General features: G+C 44.3%; 20 protein-coding genes and 1 riboswitch. Of the genes, 18 read left to right on the forward strand and 2 right to left on the reverse strand.

Annotated elements, in window-relative coordinates:
• The first annotated feature begins 37 nt into the window (after positions 1-37).
• From V6D44_RS09600 to sufB, 13 genes are all read left to right on the forward strand, one after another.
• Positions 38-400 carry a toprim domain-containing protein gene (locus V6D44_RS09600; protein WP_176365274.1) on the forward strand — a complete coding sequence of 121 codons (363 nt, stop codon included), beginning with the start codon at positions 38-40 and terminating at the stop codon, positions 398-400.
• A 1-nt stretch (position 401) separates the two neighbouring features.
• On the forward strand, positions 402-722 hold the full coding sequence (locus tag V6D44_RS09605; protein WP_024713602.1) for a thioredoxin family protein: 321 nt from the start codon (positions 402-404) through the stop codon (positions 720-722).
• Positions 723-829: 107 nt separating this feature from the next.
• Positions 830-1,174 (forward strand): SCP2 sterol-binding domain-containing protein, encoded by a 345-nt coding sequence (locus tag V6D44_RS09610; protein WP_087991072.1) that lies wholly within the window; start codon positions 830-832, stop codon positions 1,172-1,174.
• Positions 1,175-1,288: 114 nt separating this feature from the next.
• Positions 1,289-1,395: riboswitch (SAM riboswitch) on the forward strand.
• Between the two features lie 105 nt (positions 1,396-1,500).
• Positions 1,501-2,526, forward strand: coding sequence for a methionine ABC transporter ATP-binding protein MetN (metN, locus tag V6D44_RS09615; RefSeq protein WP_202328067.1), 1,026 nt, complete (start codon positions 1,501-1,503; stop codon positions 2,524-2,526).
• Entirely contained in the window at positions 2,519-3,187 is a 669-nt protein-coding gene (gene metP / locus V6D44_RS09620; protein ID WP_087991070.1) for a methionine ABC transporter permease MetP, read from the forward strand. Before metN ends, metP begins: the two co-directional genes overlap by 8 nt.
• 13 nt (positions 3,188-3,200) lie before the next feature.
• The gene (gene metQ / locus V6D44_RS09625) at positions 3,201-4,022 is read left to right on the forward strand and encodes a methionine ABC transporter substrate-binding lipoprotein MetQ (RefSeq protein WP_148964046.1); all 822 of its coding nucleotides are present in this window, start codon (positions 3,201-3,203) and stop codon (positions 4,020-4,022) included.
• 285 nt (positions 4,023-4,307) lie between these two features.
• Complete coding sequence (locus V6D44_RS09630; RefSeq protein WP_003222796.1) at positions 4,308-4,685, forward strand: carboxymuconolactone decarboxylase family protein; 378 nt, start codon at positions 4,308-4,310, stop codon at positions 4,683-4,685.
• Positions 4,686-4,877: 192 nt separating this feature from the next.
• A complete protein-coding gene (locus V6D44_RS09635) occupies positions 4,878-5,015 on the forward strand; it encodes a hypothetical protein (RefSeq protein ID WP_202328068.1) in 138 nt (45 codons plus the stop codon).
• 193 nt (positions 5,016-5,208) lie between these two features.
• On the forward strand, positions 5,209-5,994 hold the full coding sequence (sufC, locus tag V6D44_RS09640) for a Fe-S cluster assembly ATPase SufC (protein WP_333516436.1): 786 nt from the start codon (positions 5,209-5,211) through the stop codon (positions 5,992-5,994).
• Positions 5,995-6,011: 17 nt separating this feature from the next.
• On the forward strand, positions 6,012-7,325 hold the full coding sequence (sufD, locus tag V6D44_RS09645; protein WP_289348083.1) for a Fe-S cluster assembly protein SufD: 1,314 nt from the start codon (positions 6,012-6,014) through the stop codon (positions 7,323-7,325).
• Positions 7,325-8,545: a cysteine desulfurase SufS gene (sufS, locus tag V6D44_RS09650; protein WP_289348082.1), complete on the forward strand. Its 1,221-nt coding sequence runs from the start codon at positions 7,325-7,327 to the stop codon at positions 8,543-8,545. Before sufD ends, sufS begins: the two co-directional genes overlap by 1 nt.
• Positions 8,535-8,978 (forward strand): Fe-S cluster assembly sulfur transfer protein SufU, encoded by a 444-nt coding sequence (gene sufU / locus V6D44_RS09655; RefSeq protein ID WP_019715645.1) that lies wholly within the window; start codon positions 8,535-8,537, stop codon positions 8,976-8,978. Before sufS ends, sufU begins: the two co-directional genes overlap by 11 nt.
• 20 nt (positions 8,979-8,998) lie before the next feature.
• Positions 8,999-10,396 (forward strand): Fe-S cluster assembly protein SufB, encoded by a 1,398-nt coding sequence (gene sufB / locus V6D44_RS09660; RefSeq protein WP_087991063.1) that lies wholly within the window; start codon positions 8,999-9,001, stop codon positions 10,394-10,396.
• Between the two features lie 88 nt (positions 10,397-10,484).
• Here the strand turns inward: sufB and V6D44_RS09665 are convergent, their stop codons facing one another.
• Both V6D44_RS09665 and V6D44_RS09670 read right to left on the reverse strand, forming a co-directional pair.
• Positions 10,485-10,757 (reverse strand): hypothetical protein, encoded by a 273-nt coding sequence (locus V6D44_RS09665; RefSeq protein ID WP_087991062.1) that lies wholly within the window; start codon positions 10,755-10,757, stop codon positions 10,485-10,487.
• The gene (locus tag V6D44_RS09670) at positions 10,757-10,897 is read right to left on the reverse strand and encodes a spore protein (protein WP_202328106.1); all 141 of its coding nucleotides are present in this window, start codon (positions 10,895-10,897) and stop codon (positions 10,757-10,759) included. The genes V6D44_RS09665 and V6D44_RS09670 overlap by 1 nt, the downstream gene beginning before the upstream one ends.
• Positions 10,898-11,055: 158 nt before the next feature.
• Here V6D44_RS09670 and V6D44_RS09675 point away from each other — a divergent pair, with 158 nt between their 5' ends.
• From V6D44_RS09675 to V6D44_RS09695, 5 genes are all read left to right on the forward strand, one after another.
• A complete protein-coding gene (locus V6D44_RS09675; protein ID WP_087991060.1) occupies positions 11,056-12,180 on the forward strand; it encodes an NAD(P)/FAD-dependent oxidoreductase in 1,125 nt (374 codons plus the stop codon).
• 95 nt (positions 12,181-12,275) lie between these two features.
• Complete coding sequence (locus tag V6D44_RS09680) at positions 12,276-12,650, forward strand: nucleotide excision repair endonuclease (RefSeq protein WP_087991059.1); 375 nt, start codon at positions 12,276-12,278, stop codon at positions 12,648-12,650.
• Between the two features lie 200 nt (positions 12,651-12,850).
• Positions 12,851-13,837, forward strand: a complete 987-nt coding sequence (frlB, locus tag V6D44_RS09685; RefSeq protein ID WP_253268559.1) for a fructosamine deglycase FrlB — start codon at positions 12,851-12,853, stop codon at positions 13,835-13,837.
• An 80-nt stretch (positions 13,838-13,917) separates the two neighbouring features.
• On the forward strand, positions 13,918-15,186 hold the full coding sequence (locus V6D44_RS09690; protein WP_333516439.1) for an ABC transporter substrate-binding protein: 1,269 nt from the start codon (positions 13,918-13,920) through the stop codon (positions 15,184-15,186).
• A gap of 57 nt (positions 15,187-15,243) precedes the next feature.
• Positions 15,244-16,122 (forward strand): carbohydrate ABC transporter permease, encoded by an 879-nt coding sequence (locus V6D44_RS09695; RefSeq protein ID WP_087991056.1) that lies wholly within the window; start codon positions 15,244-15,246, stop codon positions 16,120-16,122.
• The last annotated feature ends 2 nt before the right edge of the window (positions 16,123-16,124 follow it).

Consider the following 16,124-nt stretch of genomic DNA (forward strand, 5'->3'; position numbering starts at 1 on the left):
CGTTTCAAATTTGACGCGGCAGGTGAAGAAGATGAAGATGGATGAGCTGGAAAAGGTTATGATTGTCGAAGGGAAATCAGATAAAGAGAAAATCGAAAGCGTCCTGGATGAACCGGTGCGCATTATCTGCACAAACGGAACAATCAGCCAGCTGAGGCTTGAGGAATTGGCTGACGAGCTTTATGATAAAGACGTCTATATATTAGTGGATGCTGACGAATCAGGCGAGAAATTGAGAAAACAACTGAAAAGAGAATTTAACGAAGCCTGCCATCTGCATATCGACAGAGCCTATAAAGAAGTGGCGGCTGCGCCCAGACACCACGTCGCCTCTGTATTGCTGCGCGCGAATCTGAATGTCCATACTATTTTTCTTGAAAGAAAGTCCCGAGGTGTATAGCATGAAAGAACTCCAGGAACACGAGCTTGAGCACATTGCTGATGATGTGTATCTTCTGTATTTATATACTCCGTTTTGCGGCACTTGCCAGCTTGCAAGCAAAATGCTGACAGTGGTGAAAGAAATGCTGCCTGATGTCGCCTTCTATCAAAACAATGTCAATTACTCTCCGACATTCGCAAAAGCCTATCAAATTGAAAGCGTCCCTTGTTTTCTGCTGTTTAAAGGAGGAAAAGTGGTTGAAAGAGGATATGCGTTTCATTCCGTTTCTTATTTATATGAGCTGATCAAACAAAAATCATCTTCCGCATCCCATTTATGACATATTTCTCAGCGCATTCCAATGAAATTGTCGTTCGTTTTATAAAGGGGTTCGTGCGCCAGAGAGAGAAATGTCTATGTATGACCAACAAATAGGAGGTTGTACATATGGAGAAAGCGGAAGTTTTGGAAGATGAGTATCAGCATCTGTTTTTAAAACCCCTTTTGAGCGCTTCAACATTGCTTATTACCTTCCAAGGAGAAACAGAAGCCTTAACCGTCTCAATAAACGAACAGGGAGAAATGAAAAAAATTTCTCCGCGCCAACCGTCCAACCTGACCTTTTACGGAAACCAATCCGAAATCATTCATTTATTGCACGGAGACATTTCCCTTCAGCATCTGATTCAGAGCGGAAGCCTAAAAGTCAAGGGGTCCTTCAGAGCCCTGTTAAAGCTTGAAGCGATTCTTTGGCTGACGAATGGTTTTTTTCAGAGGATTGTGAATAATTAAAAAATAGCAAATTATTATAATAGTAAAAGTTGACATCATTTATTTTATTGACATGCAATCATCCGCCATGCTATTCTACATTAAGAATTTCCGGACGAAAAAGACTATATATTTCTCTTATCAAGAGAGGTGGAGGGAAGTGCCCTATGAAGCCCGGCAACCATCAACACTGTTGAAATGGTGCCAATTCACACGAAGCGTTCAGCTTTGAAAGATGAGAGAAAGGCATTTTATATAAGCCTTTCTGCTCAAGTGTGCAGAAAGGTTTTTCTTTTGCAGAAAACCCCGGAAGATTTCTTAGAATAGTGTTAAGGCAGGTGATTGCTTTGATCAATCTTCAAGATGTTTCAAAAGTGTATAAGTCGAAACATGGAGATGTCAATGCTGTCCAAAATGTCTCGCTTTCCATTAAAAAAGGTGAGATTTTTGGAATTATAGGATATAGCGGAGCTGGTAAAAGTTCCTTAATCCGTCTGCTGAACGGCCTTGAGAAACCAACCTCAGGAACCGTGGAAGTGGCGGGAACCAAGATTAATGAAGTAAACGGACGCGGGTTAAGAAACGCACGCCATGACATCAGCATGATTTTCCAGCACTTCAATTTGCTTTGGTCGCGGACCGTCAGAGATAACATCATGTTTCCTCTGGAAATTGCCGGGGTGAAAAAGAGCGAGCGTATCAAGCGCGCCAATGAACTGATTAAACTGGTAGGTTTAGAAGGAAAAGAAAAATCTTATCCGTCTCAGCTGAGCGGCGGACAAAAGCAGCGTGTCGGAATCGCCAGAGCGCTCGCAAACAATCCGAAGGTTCTCCTTTGTGATGAAGCGACATCAGCACTAGATCCGCAAACGACAGATTCAATTTTGGATCTATTGTCCGATATTAATGATAGACTCGGTTTGACAATTGTGCTGATCACGCACGAAATGCATGTGATCCGCAAAATCTGCAACAGAGTCGCTGTCATGGAAAACGGAAAGGTTGTGGAAGAAGGCGAAGTTCTCGATGTCTTCAAAAACCCGAAGGAAGACATGACAAAACGGTTTGTTCAGCAGGTGACAGAGCCGGAAGAAACGAAAGAAACGCTTCAGCACCTTCTTGATGAAACAGCATCAGGAAAAATGGTTCAGCTCACATTTGTCGGTGATTCGGCTGAACAGCCTCTGATTACAGAGATGATCAGAAACTTTAATGTCAGCGTCAATATTCTGCAAGGGAAAATCTCGCAGACGAAGGATGGAGCCTACGGTTCACTGTTTATCCATATTGACGGAGACGAGGAAGAAGTGCAAAACGTGATCGGGTTTATTAATGACAAACAGGTGAAAGCAGAGGTGATCACGAATGTTTGAAAAATACTTCCCGAACGTTGATTTAACAGAATTGTGGAACGCGACATATGAAACCCTTTATATGACGCTGATCTCTTTGCTGTTTGCTTTTGTCATCGGGGTGATTCTCGGCTTGCTGCTCTTTTTGACAAGTAAAGGGAGCCTCTGGCAGAATAAAACGATCAACTCTGTGATTGCGGCCGTTGTCAACATATTCAGGTCGATTCCGTTCCTTATTTTAATTATTTTACTGCTAGGATTTACGAAGTTTTTGGTCGGCACGATCTTAGGGCCAAACGCCGCATTGCCGGCGCTGGTTATCGGCTCGGCACCGTTTTACGCGCGCCTTGCTGAAATCGCGCTCCGTGAGGTGGATAAAGGTGTTATTGAAGCCGCTAAATCAATGGGAGCTAAGACGTCTACGATTATTTTCAAAGTGCTGCTTCCGGAATCTATGCCGGCTCTTATTTCTGGTATCACGGTTACGGCGATCGCTTTGATCGGCTCAACGGCAATAGCCGGAGCCATCGGTTCAGGCGGCCTTGGAAACCTTGCGTACGTAGAAGGCTATCAGTCGAATAATACTGATGTGACCTTCGTTGCTACTGTGTTTATTTTAATCATCGTGTTTATTATTCAAATCATCGGTGATGTCATAACAAATATTATAGACAAACGATAAGGGAGGATTTACATTGAAAAAGCTATTTTTAGGTGCATTACTGCTTGTATTTGCAGGAGTTATGGCTGCCTGCGGTTCGAATAACGCCGAATCTGGTAAGAAAGAAATTGTCGTTGCTGCGACAAAAACACCGCATGCGGAAATTTTAAAAGAAGCTGAACCACTGTTGAAAGAAAAAGGCTACACGCTGAAAGTGAAAGTGCTTAGTGATTACAAGATGTACAACAAAGCTTTAGCTGATAAAGAAGTGGATGCGAACTACTTCCAGCACATTCCTTACCTTGACCAAGAAATGAAAGAAAACACAGATTACAAACTTGTGAATGCCGGTGCTGTTCACTTAGAGCCATTTGGTATTTACTCTAAAAAATACAAATCACTGAAAGACCTTCCAGACGGCGCGACCATTATCCTGACAAACAACGTCGCTGAACAAGGCCGTATGCTTGCAATGCTTGAAAATGCTGGATTAATCACACTTGATTCTAAAGTCGAAACAGTTGACGCAACATTGAAAGACATTAAGAAAAACCCGAAAAATCTTGAATTCAAAAAGGTAGCGCCTGAATTAACGGCAAAAGCATATGATAACAAAGAAGGAGACGCGGTCTTCATCAATGTAAACTATGCGATCCAAAGTAAATTAAATCCTAAAAAAGACGCGATTGAAGTGGAAGCAACGAAAAACAACCCATACGCTAACATCATCGCAGTAAGAAAAGGCGAAGAAGATTCTGACAAGATTAAAGCGTTGATGGAAGTTCTTCACTCTAAAAAGATCAAAGACTTCATCGAGAAAAAATACGACGGAGCTGTGCTTCCTGTATCTGAATAAGACTGAAACCCCGGATAAGAAATCCGGGGTTCAATTATTGACAAAGCCATAAAACGATATTCGTTTTATGGCTTTGTCATCTTTTCAGCGTGATTGAAAACCCTTGAAGTCTAGGAAGAACGAGCATTGGAGCAGAGCGAATGTTGTAATTCGTGAGCACCAACGCGGAGGTCTGACAACGAATGCGAGGGTTTGCTGACACGGTGAAACCCCGGATGAGAAATCCGGGGTTTTTTTCGGGTATTTTCCTAAAAGCTGTTCATAATAAAAAGGAATGTTAAACAGATGGAGGGATTTTCTTTGAATCAAGACAGAGGAAGCATGCAGGACGCGCTAAAACAATATAAATTAGGTCTAGGCACATTCGAACAAAAGATGCCGCTGATGGGGAGAAAGTTCAACGAGTTTACTGAACAATGCTTTGCCGGAAACTCACTGACTGAAAGAGAAAAACAGCTGATCGCCCTTGGAATCGCCATCAATGCCCAGGATGAATATTGTATGATCTATCATACAAAAGGCTGTCTGGATGAGGGAGCGACAGAAGAGAATATTCTCGAAGCTGTCAGTGTGGCAGCGGCGTTTGGAGGCGGAGCGGCTCTTAGCCAGGGTGTGACAGTTGTACAGCAGTGCATAGAGGAATTCGGAAACACCACGCATTAAGAGAAGGAATATTCCGAAAAACGATTCTCATTTGTTCTAAAAGGATGCTTTCGTCTCATCTGCCGCTATTTCAAGCCATATCCTTTTTGCGGCATCCATCAGAGCGCTGATACAATAGAAGCAAATAAATGAAGGGATTGATTCATTATTTGCAACAGCCAGGATAGACTGAACCTCGATTATACGTCAGAAATGGAAAAAGCGATGCAGCTGTCTCACGGAATTGGATACGAGGAATACGGACGCCGGCTGGAAACAAGAATGAAAGTAGAGCGGCAGAGAGAGCTTGATTATGCAAAGAGCAAGCGGATTTCTGCGGGAGCTTATTGAGAAAATCAATCTTCTAAAAAAGGGTGGGAATCCACTCTTTTTCTTTTTCAATCGCTTTAATAAAGTGCTGATCTTTGTTAAACTTGAGAAATGTGCAAGGCACGATAAAAAGTTGTATTTACTTTTCATTTGTTATAAAATTAGAATGAGAATAAAATGAGAATAATGATTATATATTTTTGGAGGTATAGATATGGCTGCTTCAACATTAACGATCAAAGGTCTTCACGTTGAAATCGAAGGGAAAGAGATCTTAAAGGGTGTAAACCTTGAAATAAAAGGCGGAGAGTTCCACGCAGTAATGGGACCGAACGGAACTGGTAAATCCACTCTTTCAGCTGCTATTATGGGGCACCCTAAATATGAAGTAACAAAAGGCAGCATCACGCTTGACGGCAAAGATGTACTGGAGATGGAAGTGGACGAGCGCGCGCAGGCGGGTTTATTCCTTGCGATGCAGTACCCTAGTGAAATCAGCGGTGTGACAAATGCCGACTTCCTTCGTTCAGCAATCAATTCGCGCAGAGAAGAAGGCGATGAAATTTCTCTCATGAAATTCATCCGCAAAATGGACGAAAACATGGAGTTCCTTGAAATGGACCCTGAAATGGCTCAGCGCTACCTTAACGAAGGCTTCTCCGGCGGAGAGAAAAAACGCAACGAAATCCTTCAATTAATGATGATTGAACCGAGAATCGCCATCCTTGATGAAATCGACTCAGGTCTTGACATTGATGCTCTGAAAGTTGTATCTAAAGGGATCAACAAAATGCGCAGCGAAAACTTCGGCTGCCTGATGATCACGCACTATCAGCGCCTGTTAAACTACATCACTCCGGATGTTGTTCACGTTATGATGCAAGGCCGCGTTGTAAAATCCGGCGGTGCAGAACTTGCACAGCGTCTCGAAGCAGAAGGTTATGACTGGATTAAACAAGAACTTGGTATTGAAGACGAAACTGTAGGCCAAGAAGCGTAAGCGTTAGGGGGATTAACATGACACTAGATACAAAACTATCCGTAGATCAGGAGTATCTCAAAAGCTTTTCCGAAAAGCATCAAGAACCTGCCTGGCTGAAAGACCTGCGCTTAAAGGCTCTTGAACAAGCTGAGGATCTGCCGATGCCGAAGCCTGACAAAACAAAAATCACAAAATGGAACTTCACGAATTTTGCGAAGCATACAGTTGATAACGAACCGCTTTCTTCATTGGAAGATTTGACTGATGAAGTAAAAGCGCTGATCGATGTTGAAAACGAAGATAAAACATTATACGTACAGCGTGACCAGACGCCGGCATACCTTTCTCTTTCTAAAGAATTGAAAGACAAAGGCGTCATCTTCACTGATATTCTGACTGCCGCACGCGAGCACAGCGACTTGGTGGAGAAATACTTTATGAAGGACGGCGTGAAGGTTGATGAGCATAAATTAACTGCGCTTCACGCGGCTCTTGTTAACGGAGGAGCATTCCTTTATGTTCCGAAAAATGTCCAGGTGGAGACGCCGGTTCAGGCTGTTTATGTCCACGAAAGCAACGATACGGCTCTCTTCAACCATGTGCTGATTGTGGCTGAAGATCACAGCTCTGTAACGTATGTTGAAAACTACATCAGCACTGTAAACCCGAAAGACGCTGTCTTCAATATGATCAGTGAGGTCATCACAGGTGATAATGCCAGCGTGACATACGGTGCGGTGGATAATCTGTCCAGCGGCGTGACAACTTATGTTAACCGCCGCGGTGCTGCGCGCGGGCGCGACAGCAAAATTGAGTGGGCTCTCGGTCTTATGAACGACGGCGACACGATCTCCGAAAACACAACAAACCTTTACGGTGACGGCACATACGGCGATACAAAAACGGTTGTTGTCGGTAGAGGAGAGCAAACACAAAACTTTACAACACAAATTATCCATTTCGGTAAAGCTTCAGAAGGATATATCTTAAAGCACGGTGTGATGAAGGATTCCGCTTCTTCTATCTTTAACGGAATCGGCAAAATCGAACATGGCGCTTCTAAAGCGAATGCGGAGCAAGAATCACGTGTGCTGATGCTCAGTGAAAAAGCACGCGGAGACGCAAACCCTATTCTTTTAATTGACGAAGACGATGTAACTGCAGGACATGCGGCATCTGTCGGCCGTGTGGACCCTATTCAGCTTTACTACCTGATGAGCCGCGGAATTGCGAAAGAAGAAGCAGAACGTTTAGTCATCTACGGATTCCTTGCGCCGGTAGTAAACGAACTTCCGATTGAGGGCGTTAAGAAACAATTGGTTTCTGTTATCGAAAGGAAAGTAAAGTAATGAATATCACGGATATTCGTGAACAGTTCCCGATCCTTCATCAGCAAGTGAACGGACATGATCTCGTTTATCTCGACAGCGCGGCGACTTCCCAAAAGCCGCGTGCTGTCATTGAAACACTGGATAAGTATTATAATCAATACAATTCCAATGTTCACCGGGGCGTCCATACACTTGGAACCAGAGCGACAGACGGTTATGAAGGAGCGCGTGAAAAAGTCCGCAAGTTTATTAACGCGAAGTCAATGGCTGAGATTATTTTCACAAAAGGCACGACCACAGCACTGAATATGGTGGCGTTAAGCTATGCGCGCGCCAACCTGAAACCGGGTGATGAAGTGGTCATCACCTACATGGAGCATCATGCGAATATCATTCCGTGGCAGCAGGCTGTCAAAGCGACTGGCGCCACATTAAAATATATTCCGCTGCAGGAAGACGGAACGATTTCTTTGGATGACGTAAGAACGACTGTCACAAGCAATACAAAGATTGTTGCAGTGTCCCATGTATCTAACGTTCTCGGTACGATCAACCCGATTAAAGACATGGCGAAAATCGCTCATGACAATGGGGCTGTTATTGTGGTGGACGGTGCGCAAAGCACGCCTCACATGAAAATTGACGTGCAGGATCTCGATTGCGACTTCTTTGCGCTTTCTTCCCATAAAATGTGCGGACCTACCGGTATTGGTGTGCTGTACGGAAAGAAAGCCCTGCTGGAAAACATGGAGCCTGCCGAATTCGGCGGTGAAATGATCGACTTTGTCGGGCTTTATGAATCAACTTGGAAAGAGCTTCCGTGGAAATTCGAAGCGGGTACGCCGATTATTGCAGGAGCAATCGGCCTTGGCGCCGCAATTGATTTTCTCGAGGAAATCGGTCTCGATGAGATTTCCCGCCACGAGCACAAGCTTGCAGCTTATGCGCTTGAACGCTTCCGCCAGCTTGACGGCGTAACGGTTTACGGGCCGGAAGAGCGTGCAGGGCTTGTCACATTTAATCTTGATGATGTTCATCCTCATGATGTGGCAACCGTACTTGATGCGGAAGGGATCGCTGTCAGAGCGGGCCATCACTGCGCGCAGCCGCTGATGAAATGGCTGGATGTAACTGCTACTGCAAGAGCAAGCTTTTATCTGTATAATACAGAGGAAGAGATTGATAAGCTTGTGGAAGCTCTTCAAAAGACAAAGGAGTATTTTACAAATGTCTTTTAATGCAAACTTAGATACATTGTACAGACAGGTGATTATGGATCATTACAAAAACCCGCGCAACAAAGGGGTTTTGAATGACAGCATCGTCGTGGATATGAACAATCCGACATGCGGCGACCGAATCAGGCTGACAATGAAGCTTGACGGAGACATCGTGGAAGATGCGAAATTTGAAGGGGAAGGCTGTTCCATTTCAATGGCATCCGCTTCGATGATGACTCAGGCGATTAAAGGGAAAGATATCGAAACAGCCCTTTCCATGTCTAAGATTTTCTCGGATATGATGCAAGGGAATGAATATGATGATTCTATAGATCTCGGGGATATTGAAGCTCTTCAAGGCGTTTCAAAATTCCCGGCCCGTATCAAATGTGCAACCCTGTCATGGAAAGCACTTGAAAAAGGAGTCGCAAAAGAAGAAGGCGGCAATTAAAAGGATTGGAGTGAAAATGGATGGCTAAAAAAATGCCTGATATTGGTGAATACAAGTATGGTTTTCACGACAAGGACGTTTCCATTTTCCGTTCAGAGCGCGGATTGACAAAAGAAATCGTAGAAGAAATTTCTCGCATGAAAGAAGAGCCTCAATGGATGCTTGATTTCCGCTTGAAATCACTTGAGCATTTCTACAACATGCCGATGCCTCAATGGGGCGGAGACTTAAACTCACTGAACTTTGACGAAATTACGTACTACGTAAAACCGTCTGAGCGTTCAGAGCGTTCTTGGGATGAAGTGCCTGACGAAATTAAGCAAACATTTGACAAACTTGGTATTCCTGAAGCTGAACAAAAATACCTTGCGGGTGTTTCTGCTCAGTACGAATCTGAGGTTGTATACCACAATATGAAAGAAGATCTTGAAGCGCAGGGCATCGTCTTTAAAGACACTGACAGCGCGCTGAAAGAAAACGAAGATATCTTCCGTGAGCACTGGGCAAAAGTGATCCCGCCGACTGATAACAAGTTTGCGGCGCTTAACTCAGCTGTTTGGTCCGGCGGATCTTTCATCTACGTGCCTAAAGGCGTGAAGGTTGAAACACCGCTTCAAGCTTACTTCCGTATCAACTCTGAAAACATGGGACAGTTCGAACGTACGCTGATCATCGTCGACGAAGAAGCAAGCGTTCATTATGTTGAAGGCTGTACTGCGCCTGTCTACACAACAAACTCACTTCACAGTGCGGTTGTTGAGATCATCGTGAAAAAAGGCGGCTACTGCCGTTATACAACGATCCAAAACTGGGCGAACAACGTTTACAACCTTGTAACGAAGCGTACGGTCTGTGAAGAAAACGCAACAATGGAATGGATCGACGGCAACATCGGTTCTAAACTGACAATGAAATATCCGGCTTGTATCCTAAAAGGCGAAGGCGCGCGCGGTATGACGCTTTCTATCGCTCTTGCGGGTAAAGGCCAGCATCAGGATGCGGGTGCGAAAATGGTTCACCTTGCACCAAACACATCATCCACAATCGTATCAAAATCGATTTCAAAACAAGGCGGAAAAGTAACATACCGCGGAATCGTCCACTTCGGACGCAAAGCGGAAGGCGCCCGTTCTAACATCGAGTGCGATACGCTCATTATGGATAACAAATCAACTTCTGACACCATTCCTTACAATGAAATCTTAAATGATAACATTTCATTGGAGCACGAAGCGAAAGTGTCTAAAGTATCTGAAGAGCAGCTCTTCTACTTGATGAGCCGCGGCATTTCCGAAGAAGAAGCGACAGAAATGATCGTCATGGGCTTCATCGAGCCATTCACAAAAGAGCTTCCAATGGAATACGCAGTTGAAATGAACCGTTTGATTAAGTTCGAAATGGAAGGTTCAATCGGTTAATTGTTTCATGAAAAAGGGCGTGACTGGTTTTCAGTTGCGTCCTTTTTGTATGCAGAAGAAAACCGCAGGCCGAGGGGCCGCGCGGTTTCTACTCTTCATTCTCCTGATTGATGACTTGCTTTACAGATGTACCGTTGTGAGATCCATTGTTCATCTCTCGTAATTGATTATAAGCCGTGTCAAATTCCTCTTTTGACATCTGCTTAGCCGCTAATGCAGAGCATAAAAGGGCAAAGGCGATCGGCATTGTATCAATGTGAATATCGATATGAACCTCTGAGTTGCCGCTATTTTTGATCGCGGATTCAGTAGCGGGCATGTCTTGAGCATGTCTGTTGATTGGAATAATATTTTCGTTCATTACTCATCCCCGTCTTGTGCCTGCGCCTGATCCTGATCAGTATTCACGTTGACCACGACTTTTGCATTACCGCTGTTTTGGACGTTTGCAACAGCTGCATCGCGTCTGTTTTCCTCATTTTCATGACGATTTTCGCTCATGGTATCATCCTTTCTCTATTGATAGTGACAGGATATTCGATAGGAGAGTAAAGAGATTGGACGGACTTCGCGGTTTTTCCCCATTAGGGCAAAAGGTCGAAGGAAAGCACTCGATTTGGTAAAATGAATAGAGATTATAATAGAAAAGGTGTTTGCATATGAAATCGTACATCATCGTCGGCGCAGGGATTCTCGGCGCGTCGGCTGCTTATCATCTTGTCAAATTGGGTGCCCGGGTCACGGTGATTGACCGGAAGGAACCTGGACAAGCGACTGATGCGGCGGCCGGGATCGTCTGTCCTTGGCTCTCACAGCGCCGCAATCAGGATTGGTATCGGCTTGCTAAGGGAGGAGCACGTTACTATAAAGATTTAATCCATCAATTGGAGGAAGACGGAGAAACGGACACAGGATATAAGCGTGTCGGTGCCATCAGTATTCATACTGATGCGTCAAAGCTTGATAAGATGGAGGAGCGGGCGTATAAGAGACGGGAGGATGCGCCGGAGATCGGCGGCATTACCCGCTTGTCCGCAAGTGAAACGAAAAAGCTGTTTCCGCTTTTAGCTGATGGCTATGAATCGGTTCATATCAGCGGTGCCGCCCGTGTGAACGGGAGAGCGCTGTGCCGGTCACTTTTAAGCGCTGCAGAGAAACGCGGCGCAAAGATCATCAAAGGAAATGCGTCCCTGCTTTTTGAAAACGGAACGGTCACCGGCGTGCAAACAGACACACAGCAGTTTGCGGCTGACGCTGTGATTGTGGCGGCGGGGGCATGGGCCAATGAATTGATGAAGCCTCTGGGCATTTATTTTCAAGTGTCCTTTCAGAAAGCGCAGATTATGCACTTTGAAATCCCGGGTGCCGATACCGGATCGTGGCCGGTGGTGATGCCGCCGAATGATCAGTATATTCTTTCGTTTGAGGACGGCAGAATTGTAGCAGGCGCCACCCATGAAAATGAGGCCGATCTAGATGATCTGCGTGTAACAGCCGGAGGACAGCATGAAGTCTTAAGCAAAGCGCTTGCAGTAGCGCCGGGCCTTGCTGACAGTACTACTACGGAAACAAGAGTGGGCTTCAGGCCGTTTACACCGGGATTTCTGCCGGTTGTCGGCGCTGTGCCGGATGTTCAAGGGCTTTACGCCGCTAACGGTTTAGGGGCCTCGGGATTAACGATGGGACCGTTCTTGGGTTCAGAGCTCGCAAAGCTAGTTCTCGGAAAGCAGACAGAAATAGACCTTAGCCCTTATAATCCAGCCGGAGCGTTGCATAATAAGTAAAAGCATAACAAACAAATCGTATAAAGCTGTTCTAGCTTTTCTTTTCTGTCTGTGTTAGCATTTATCTTTAATGAAGAAGAGGACGTGAACTGATTTTGATAAAAATTGATATACCCGCACCGAATGTCACCATCACCGAACGACAGCAGTCAGCTAATGATAACGAGCCGAAAATAAAGGCGATTTACGGATTCATCGACTTTCACCAGATACCAAGAGATAAAGGCGGCATCTTCATGTTTTATAACATTCACGATGAGCTGCTTTTTGTCGGCAAGGCTAGAAAGTTAAGACAAAGAATCAAGAAACATTTTGAAGACACTGTATCACCAATTAAAAAGCACAGAGACGAAGTATATAAAATTGAAGTATGTGTCGTCGAAGAACCTATGGATAGAGAAATTTACGAAACGTATATCATCAATACACAGCACTCGAAGTACAATATAGACAAGGTATTTTTTAAATAAGACGTCAGTCTGCGGATTGCACAACGAAGCCAGAGCTTATGTTAAGTTCTGGCTTTTGATTTGGACATTTTTCCATAGTATATCTAATTAAATTATTGAGAAATTTCAGAAAATAATATTGACAATCCTAACTCCGAACTTTAATATAACAATATATAATGTTATATAACGTTATATAATAAAAATAGGGAGTGAAGGATTTGAGTCAGGCCACAGCAAAAGTAAATCGTGAGGTTCAAGCTTTCTTGCAGGATTTGAAAGGGAAAACCATTGACCATGTATTTTTTGTCGCATGCGGAGGCTCTTCGGCCATTATGTATCCGAGTAAATATGTGTTTGACAGAGAGTCAAAATCAATCAACTCCGACCTTTACAGCTCGAACGAATTTATTCAACGCAACCCCGTTCAGCTTGGTGAAAAGTCTCTTGTCATTTTGTGTTCACACTCGGGAAATACCCCGGAAACAGTCAAAGCTGCTGCGTTTGCGAGGAGCAAAGGCGCACTTACGATTGCGATGACGTATAAGCCGGAGTCTCCTTTAGCGCAGAAAGCGCAATATGTTGCCCAGTACGAATGGGGTGATGAGGCACTGGCGATTAATACGAACTATGGCGTTCTGTACCAAATCGTTTTCGGCACCCTGCAAGTATTAGAAAACAATACGATCTTTGAACAAGCAATTGAAGGCTTAGATCAATTACAGGCTGTGTATGATGAAGCCCTGAAGCAGGAAGCTGACAACGCGCAGCAATTCGCAAAAGAACATGAAAAAGAAAGCATTATTTATACAATGGCAAGCGGTGCAAACTACGGTGTCGCTTACTCCTACAGCATCTGCATTCTCATGGAAATGCAATGGATTCATTCCCACGCCATTCATGCCGGAGAATATTTTCACGGACCGTTTGAAATTATTGATGAATCCGTGCCGTTTATCATCCTGCTCGGTTTAGATGAAACAAGGCCTCTTGAAGAGCGGGCGCTTACCTTCTCGAAAAAGTATGGCAAAAAGCTCACTGTGCTTGATGCCGCATCTTATGATTTCACTGCAATTGACGATTCAGTTAAAGGCTACCTTGCGCCGCTCGTTCTCAACCGTGTGCTGAGAAGCTATGCGGACGCGCTGGCAGAGGCGAGACATCATCCTTTATCTCATAGAAGATACATGTGGAAAGTTGAGTATTGATCTGAACATGCGGAACCATTATGCATTAGACTATAATGTTATATAACATTATAGTCTAATGTCCAGAGGAGGCCAACCCTTTGAAGAAAATGTTGTTGTTTTTGATCATTGCAGCTGTCAGTATGCTCACTATTGCGGGCTGTTCGAGCCAGGGCAGTTCAGCGGACGGAAAGGTGACATTGAAATTTTTCCACAGATGGCCGAAGGAACCGGAAAAAAGTTATTTTGAAGAGGTTGTTAAGGCATTTGAAAAAGAACATCCGGATATCGACATACAAATTGAAGCTGTTTTGAATGACTCTTATAAAGATAAAATTAAGGTTATGCTGGGAACCACCAGCCCTCCTGACATTTACTTCTCTTGGAGTGACGAATTTGCTTTTAAATTCATCAGAGGCAATAAGGCACTTGATCTTTCGTCCTACTACAAAAACGATACAGATTGGTCATCACAGCTCGTTCATTCGCAAGTTACACCATTTACTTATGAAAACAAGCAATATGGCGTGCCTTGGCAAATGGACGCTAAATCATTCTTCTATAATAAAGACATTTTTCAAAAGCTGAACCTTGATCCCCCGAAGACATGGGACGAATTCATCGATGTATCAAAGAAGCTGCAAGAAGGTGGCTACACACCGATCAGCTTCGGAACAAAGGCGACTTGGACAATCTCGCACTATATCGGTACGCTCAATCAGCGGATGGTTGATGAAAAAACGCGAGAAAAGGACTATAACGCCAAAACGGGTGAATTTACTGATGAAGGCTATGTAAAAGCACTTGAAAAGCTTCAGGAGCTGATGCCTTACTTCAATAAACATGTAAACTCCGTTGACCACGAATATGTGAGACAGCAATTTAAGAGTGGAAAGTCGGCGATGATATATGCGGAAACAGCGGAAATCAAGCTGGTTGAACCAGTGAATCTGGGGATGTTCCCATTCCCTGATATCAGCGGGCAAAAAGGATCATCAGAAGCGTTAACGGGAGCGTCGGAAGGGTTCATGATTGCCTCGAAAACAAAACATCCGAAGGAAGCAGTGGCATTTTTGCAGTTTCTGACGTCGAAAAAAATGGGTGAAAAGCTCGTCAAAGACGCCGGCAAATACAGTGCGGTGCAAGGAACGGCTACTGAAGAAAATTCTACAGCCATTCAGCGTGAAGCGGTTCGGCAAATTGTTGATGCCAAATCAATGGTGCCATGGTTTGATATGGATGTCGATGTTGAAATCGCAGATGCGTACTTAACGAGCGTCCAGCAAATGCTCGGCGGCGACATGACACCGGAGCAGGTGATGAAAGCCGTTCAAAAAGCAGCGAAGCAAGTGAGGGCGTCAGCTGAATAAATCAAAGAAAAGGTGAAACTTCGCACCTTTTCTTTTTATAAAGGAGATGAGATATCCTTGGTCAATCAGAATAAAATAATCCCCTATTTGTTTTTGGTGCCTGCTCTCGTTTTTTTACTTTTCGTTTATATCCCGATTTTTGAGAATGTCTTCCTCAGCCTGTTTCAATGGAGCTCTTTTTCTCCGGAAAAAACGTTTATCGGATTGAAAAACTATGTTGAATTATTTCATGATCCTGTCTTCTATCAGGCACTTACCAACAATGTGCTTTACGCAGTGATTTCTATTGTATGCCAGGTATTTGGCGGTTTGATTTTGGCGGCGGTGCTTGAGGATAAGCTGGTCAGAAAATGGTCGCCGTTTTTTCGCACCGTTTTCTTTTTGCCGGTTGTCATCTCAATGACGGTGATCGCGCTTTTGTTTGATTTTATTTACAACCCTGAGACGGGGCTTTTGAATCAGCTGCTTCAGGCGGTCGGTCTTGATCAGCTGACGAGGGCTTGGCTCGGTGATAACAATACGGCTATGCTGTCTGTCATTTTTGTGTCTCAATGGCAATCTGTCGGTTATATTGCGATGCTGTACATTGTGTCGATTCAAAAAATACCGGATGAACTGTATGAAGCGGCGCGTCTTGACGGCGCGGGAAAAATTCAGCAGTTTTTTCACATTACCATTCCCCAGACGAAAGAGATGTCTTTTGTTGCGGTGGTCATGACGCTGACCGGCGCCTTTACGGTATTTAATGAACCGTACATATTGACAGGCGGCGGGCCGGGAAACGCTTCTGAAGTCTTAAGCACGTTTTTATATAAAAGCGCCTTTACAAAGGATATGATGGGCTATGCATCAGCGATTGCCACCGTGGTGTTAATCATTACACTCACATTGTCGCTCATGCAAATGAAGCTCTTTAAAACCGGGAAGGAGGAGTAAGA

This window comes from Bacillus sp. 0209A, assembly GCF_036765095.1.
Classification (GTDB): domain Bacteria; phylum Bacillota; class Bacilli; order Bacillales; family Bacillaceae; genus Bacillus; species Bacillus subtilis_G.

Bases quoted from the DNA above. Each gene is read 5' to 3' on its own strand.
- V6D44_RS09600 (WP_176365274.1), top strand. From the start codon at position 38: ATGGATGAGCTGGAAAAGGTTATGATTGTCGAAGGGAAATCAGATAAA.
- V6D44_RS09605 (WP_024713602.1), top strand. From the start codon at position 402: ATGAAAGAACTCCAGGAACACGAGCTTGAGCACATTGCTGATGATGTG.
- V6D44_RS09610 (WP_087991072.1), top strand. From the start codon at position 830: ATGGAGAAAGCGGAAGTTTTGGAAGATGAGTATCAGCATCTGTTTTTA.
- metP (WP_087991070.1), top strand. From the start codon at position 2,519: ATGTTTGAAAAATACTTCCCGAACGTTGATTTAACAGAATTGTGGAAC.
- V6D44_RS09630 (WP_003222796.1), top strand. From the start codon at position 4,308: ATGGAGGGATTTTCTTTGAATCAAGACAGAGGAAGCATGCAGGACGCG.
- V6D44_RS09635 (WP_202328068.1), top strand. From the start codon at position 4,878: ATGGAAAAAGCGATGCAGCTGTCTCACGGAATTGGATACGAGGAATAC.
- sufC (WP_333516436.1), top strand. From the start codon at position 5,209: ATGGCTGCTTCAACATTAACGATCAAAGGTCTTCACGTTGAAATCGAA.
- sufD (WP_289348083.1), top strand. From the start codon at position 6,012: ATGACACTAGATACAAAACTATCCGTAGATCAGGAGTATCTCAAAAGC.
- sufS (WP_289348082.1), top strand. From the start codon at position 7,325: ATGAATATCACGGATATTCGTGAACAGTTCCCGATCCTTCATCAGCAA.
- sufU (WP_019715645.1), top strand. From the start codon at position 8,535: ATGTCTTTTAATGCAAACTTAGATACATTGTACAGACAGGTGATTATG.
- sufB (WP_087991063.1), top strand. From the start codon at position 8,999: ATGGCTAAAAAAATGCCTGATATTGGTGAATACAAGTATGGTTTTCAC.
- V6D44_RS09665 (WP_087991062.1), bottom strand. From the start codon at position 10,757: ATGAACGAAAATATTATTCCAATCAACAGACATGCTCAAGACATGCCC.
- V6D44_RS09670 (WP_202328106.1), bottom strand. From the start codon at position 10,897: ATGAGCGAAAATCGTCATGAAAATGAGGAAAACAGACGCGATGCAGCT.
- V6D44_RS09675 (WP_087991060.1), top strand. From the start codon at position 11,056: ATGAAATCGTACATCATCGTCGGCGCAGGGATTCTCGGCGCGTCGGCT.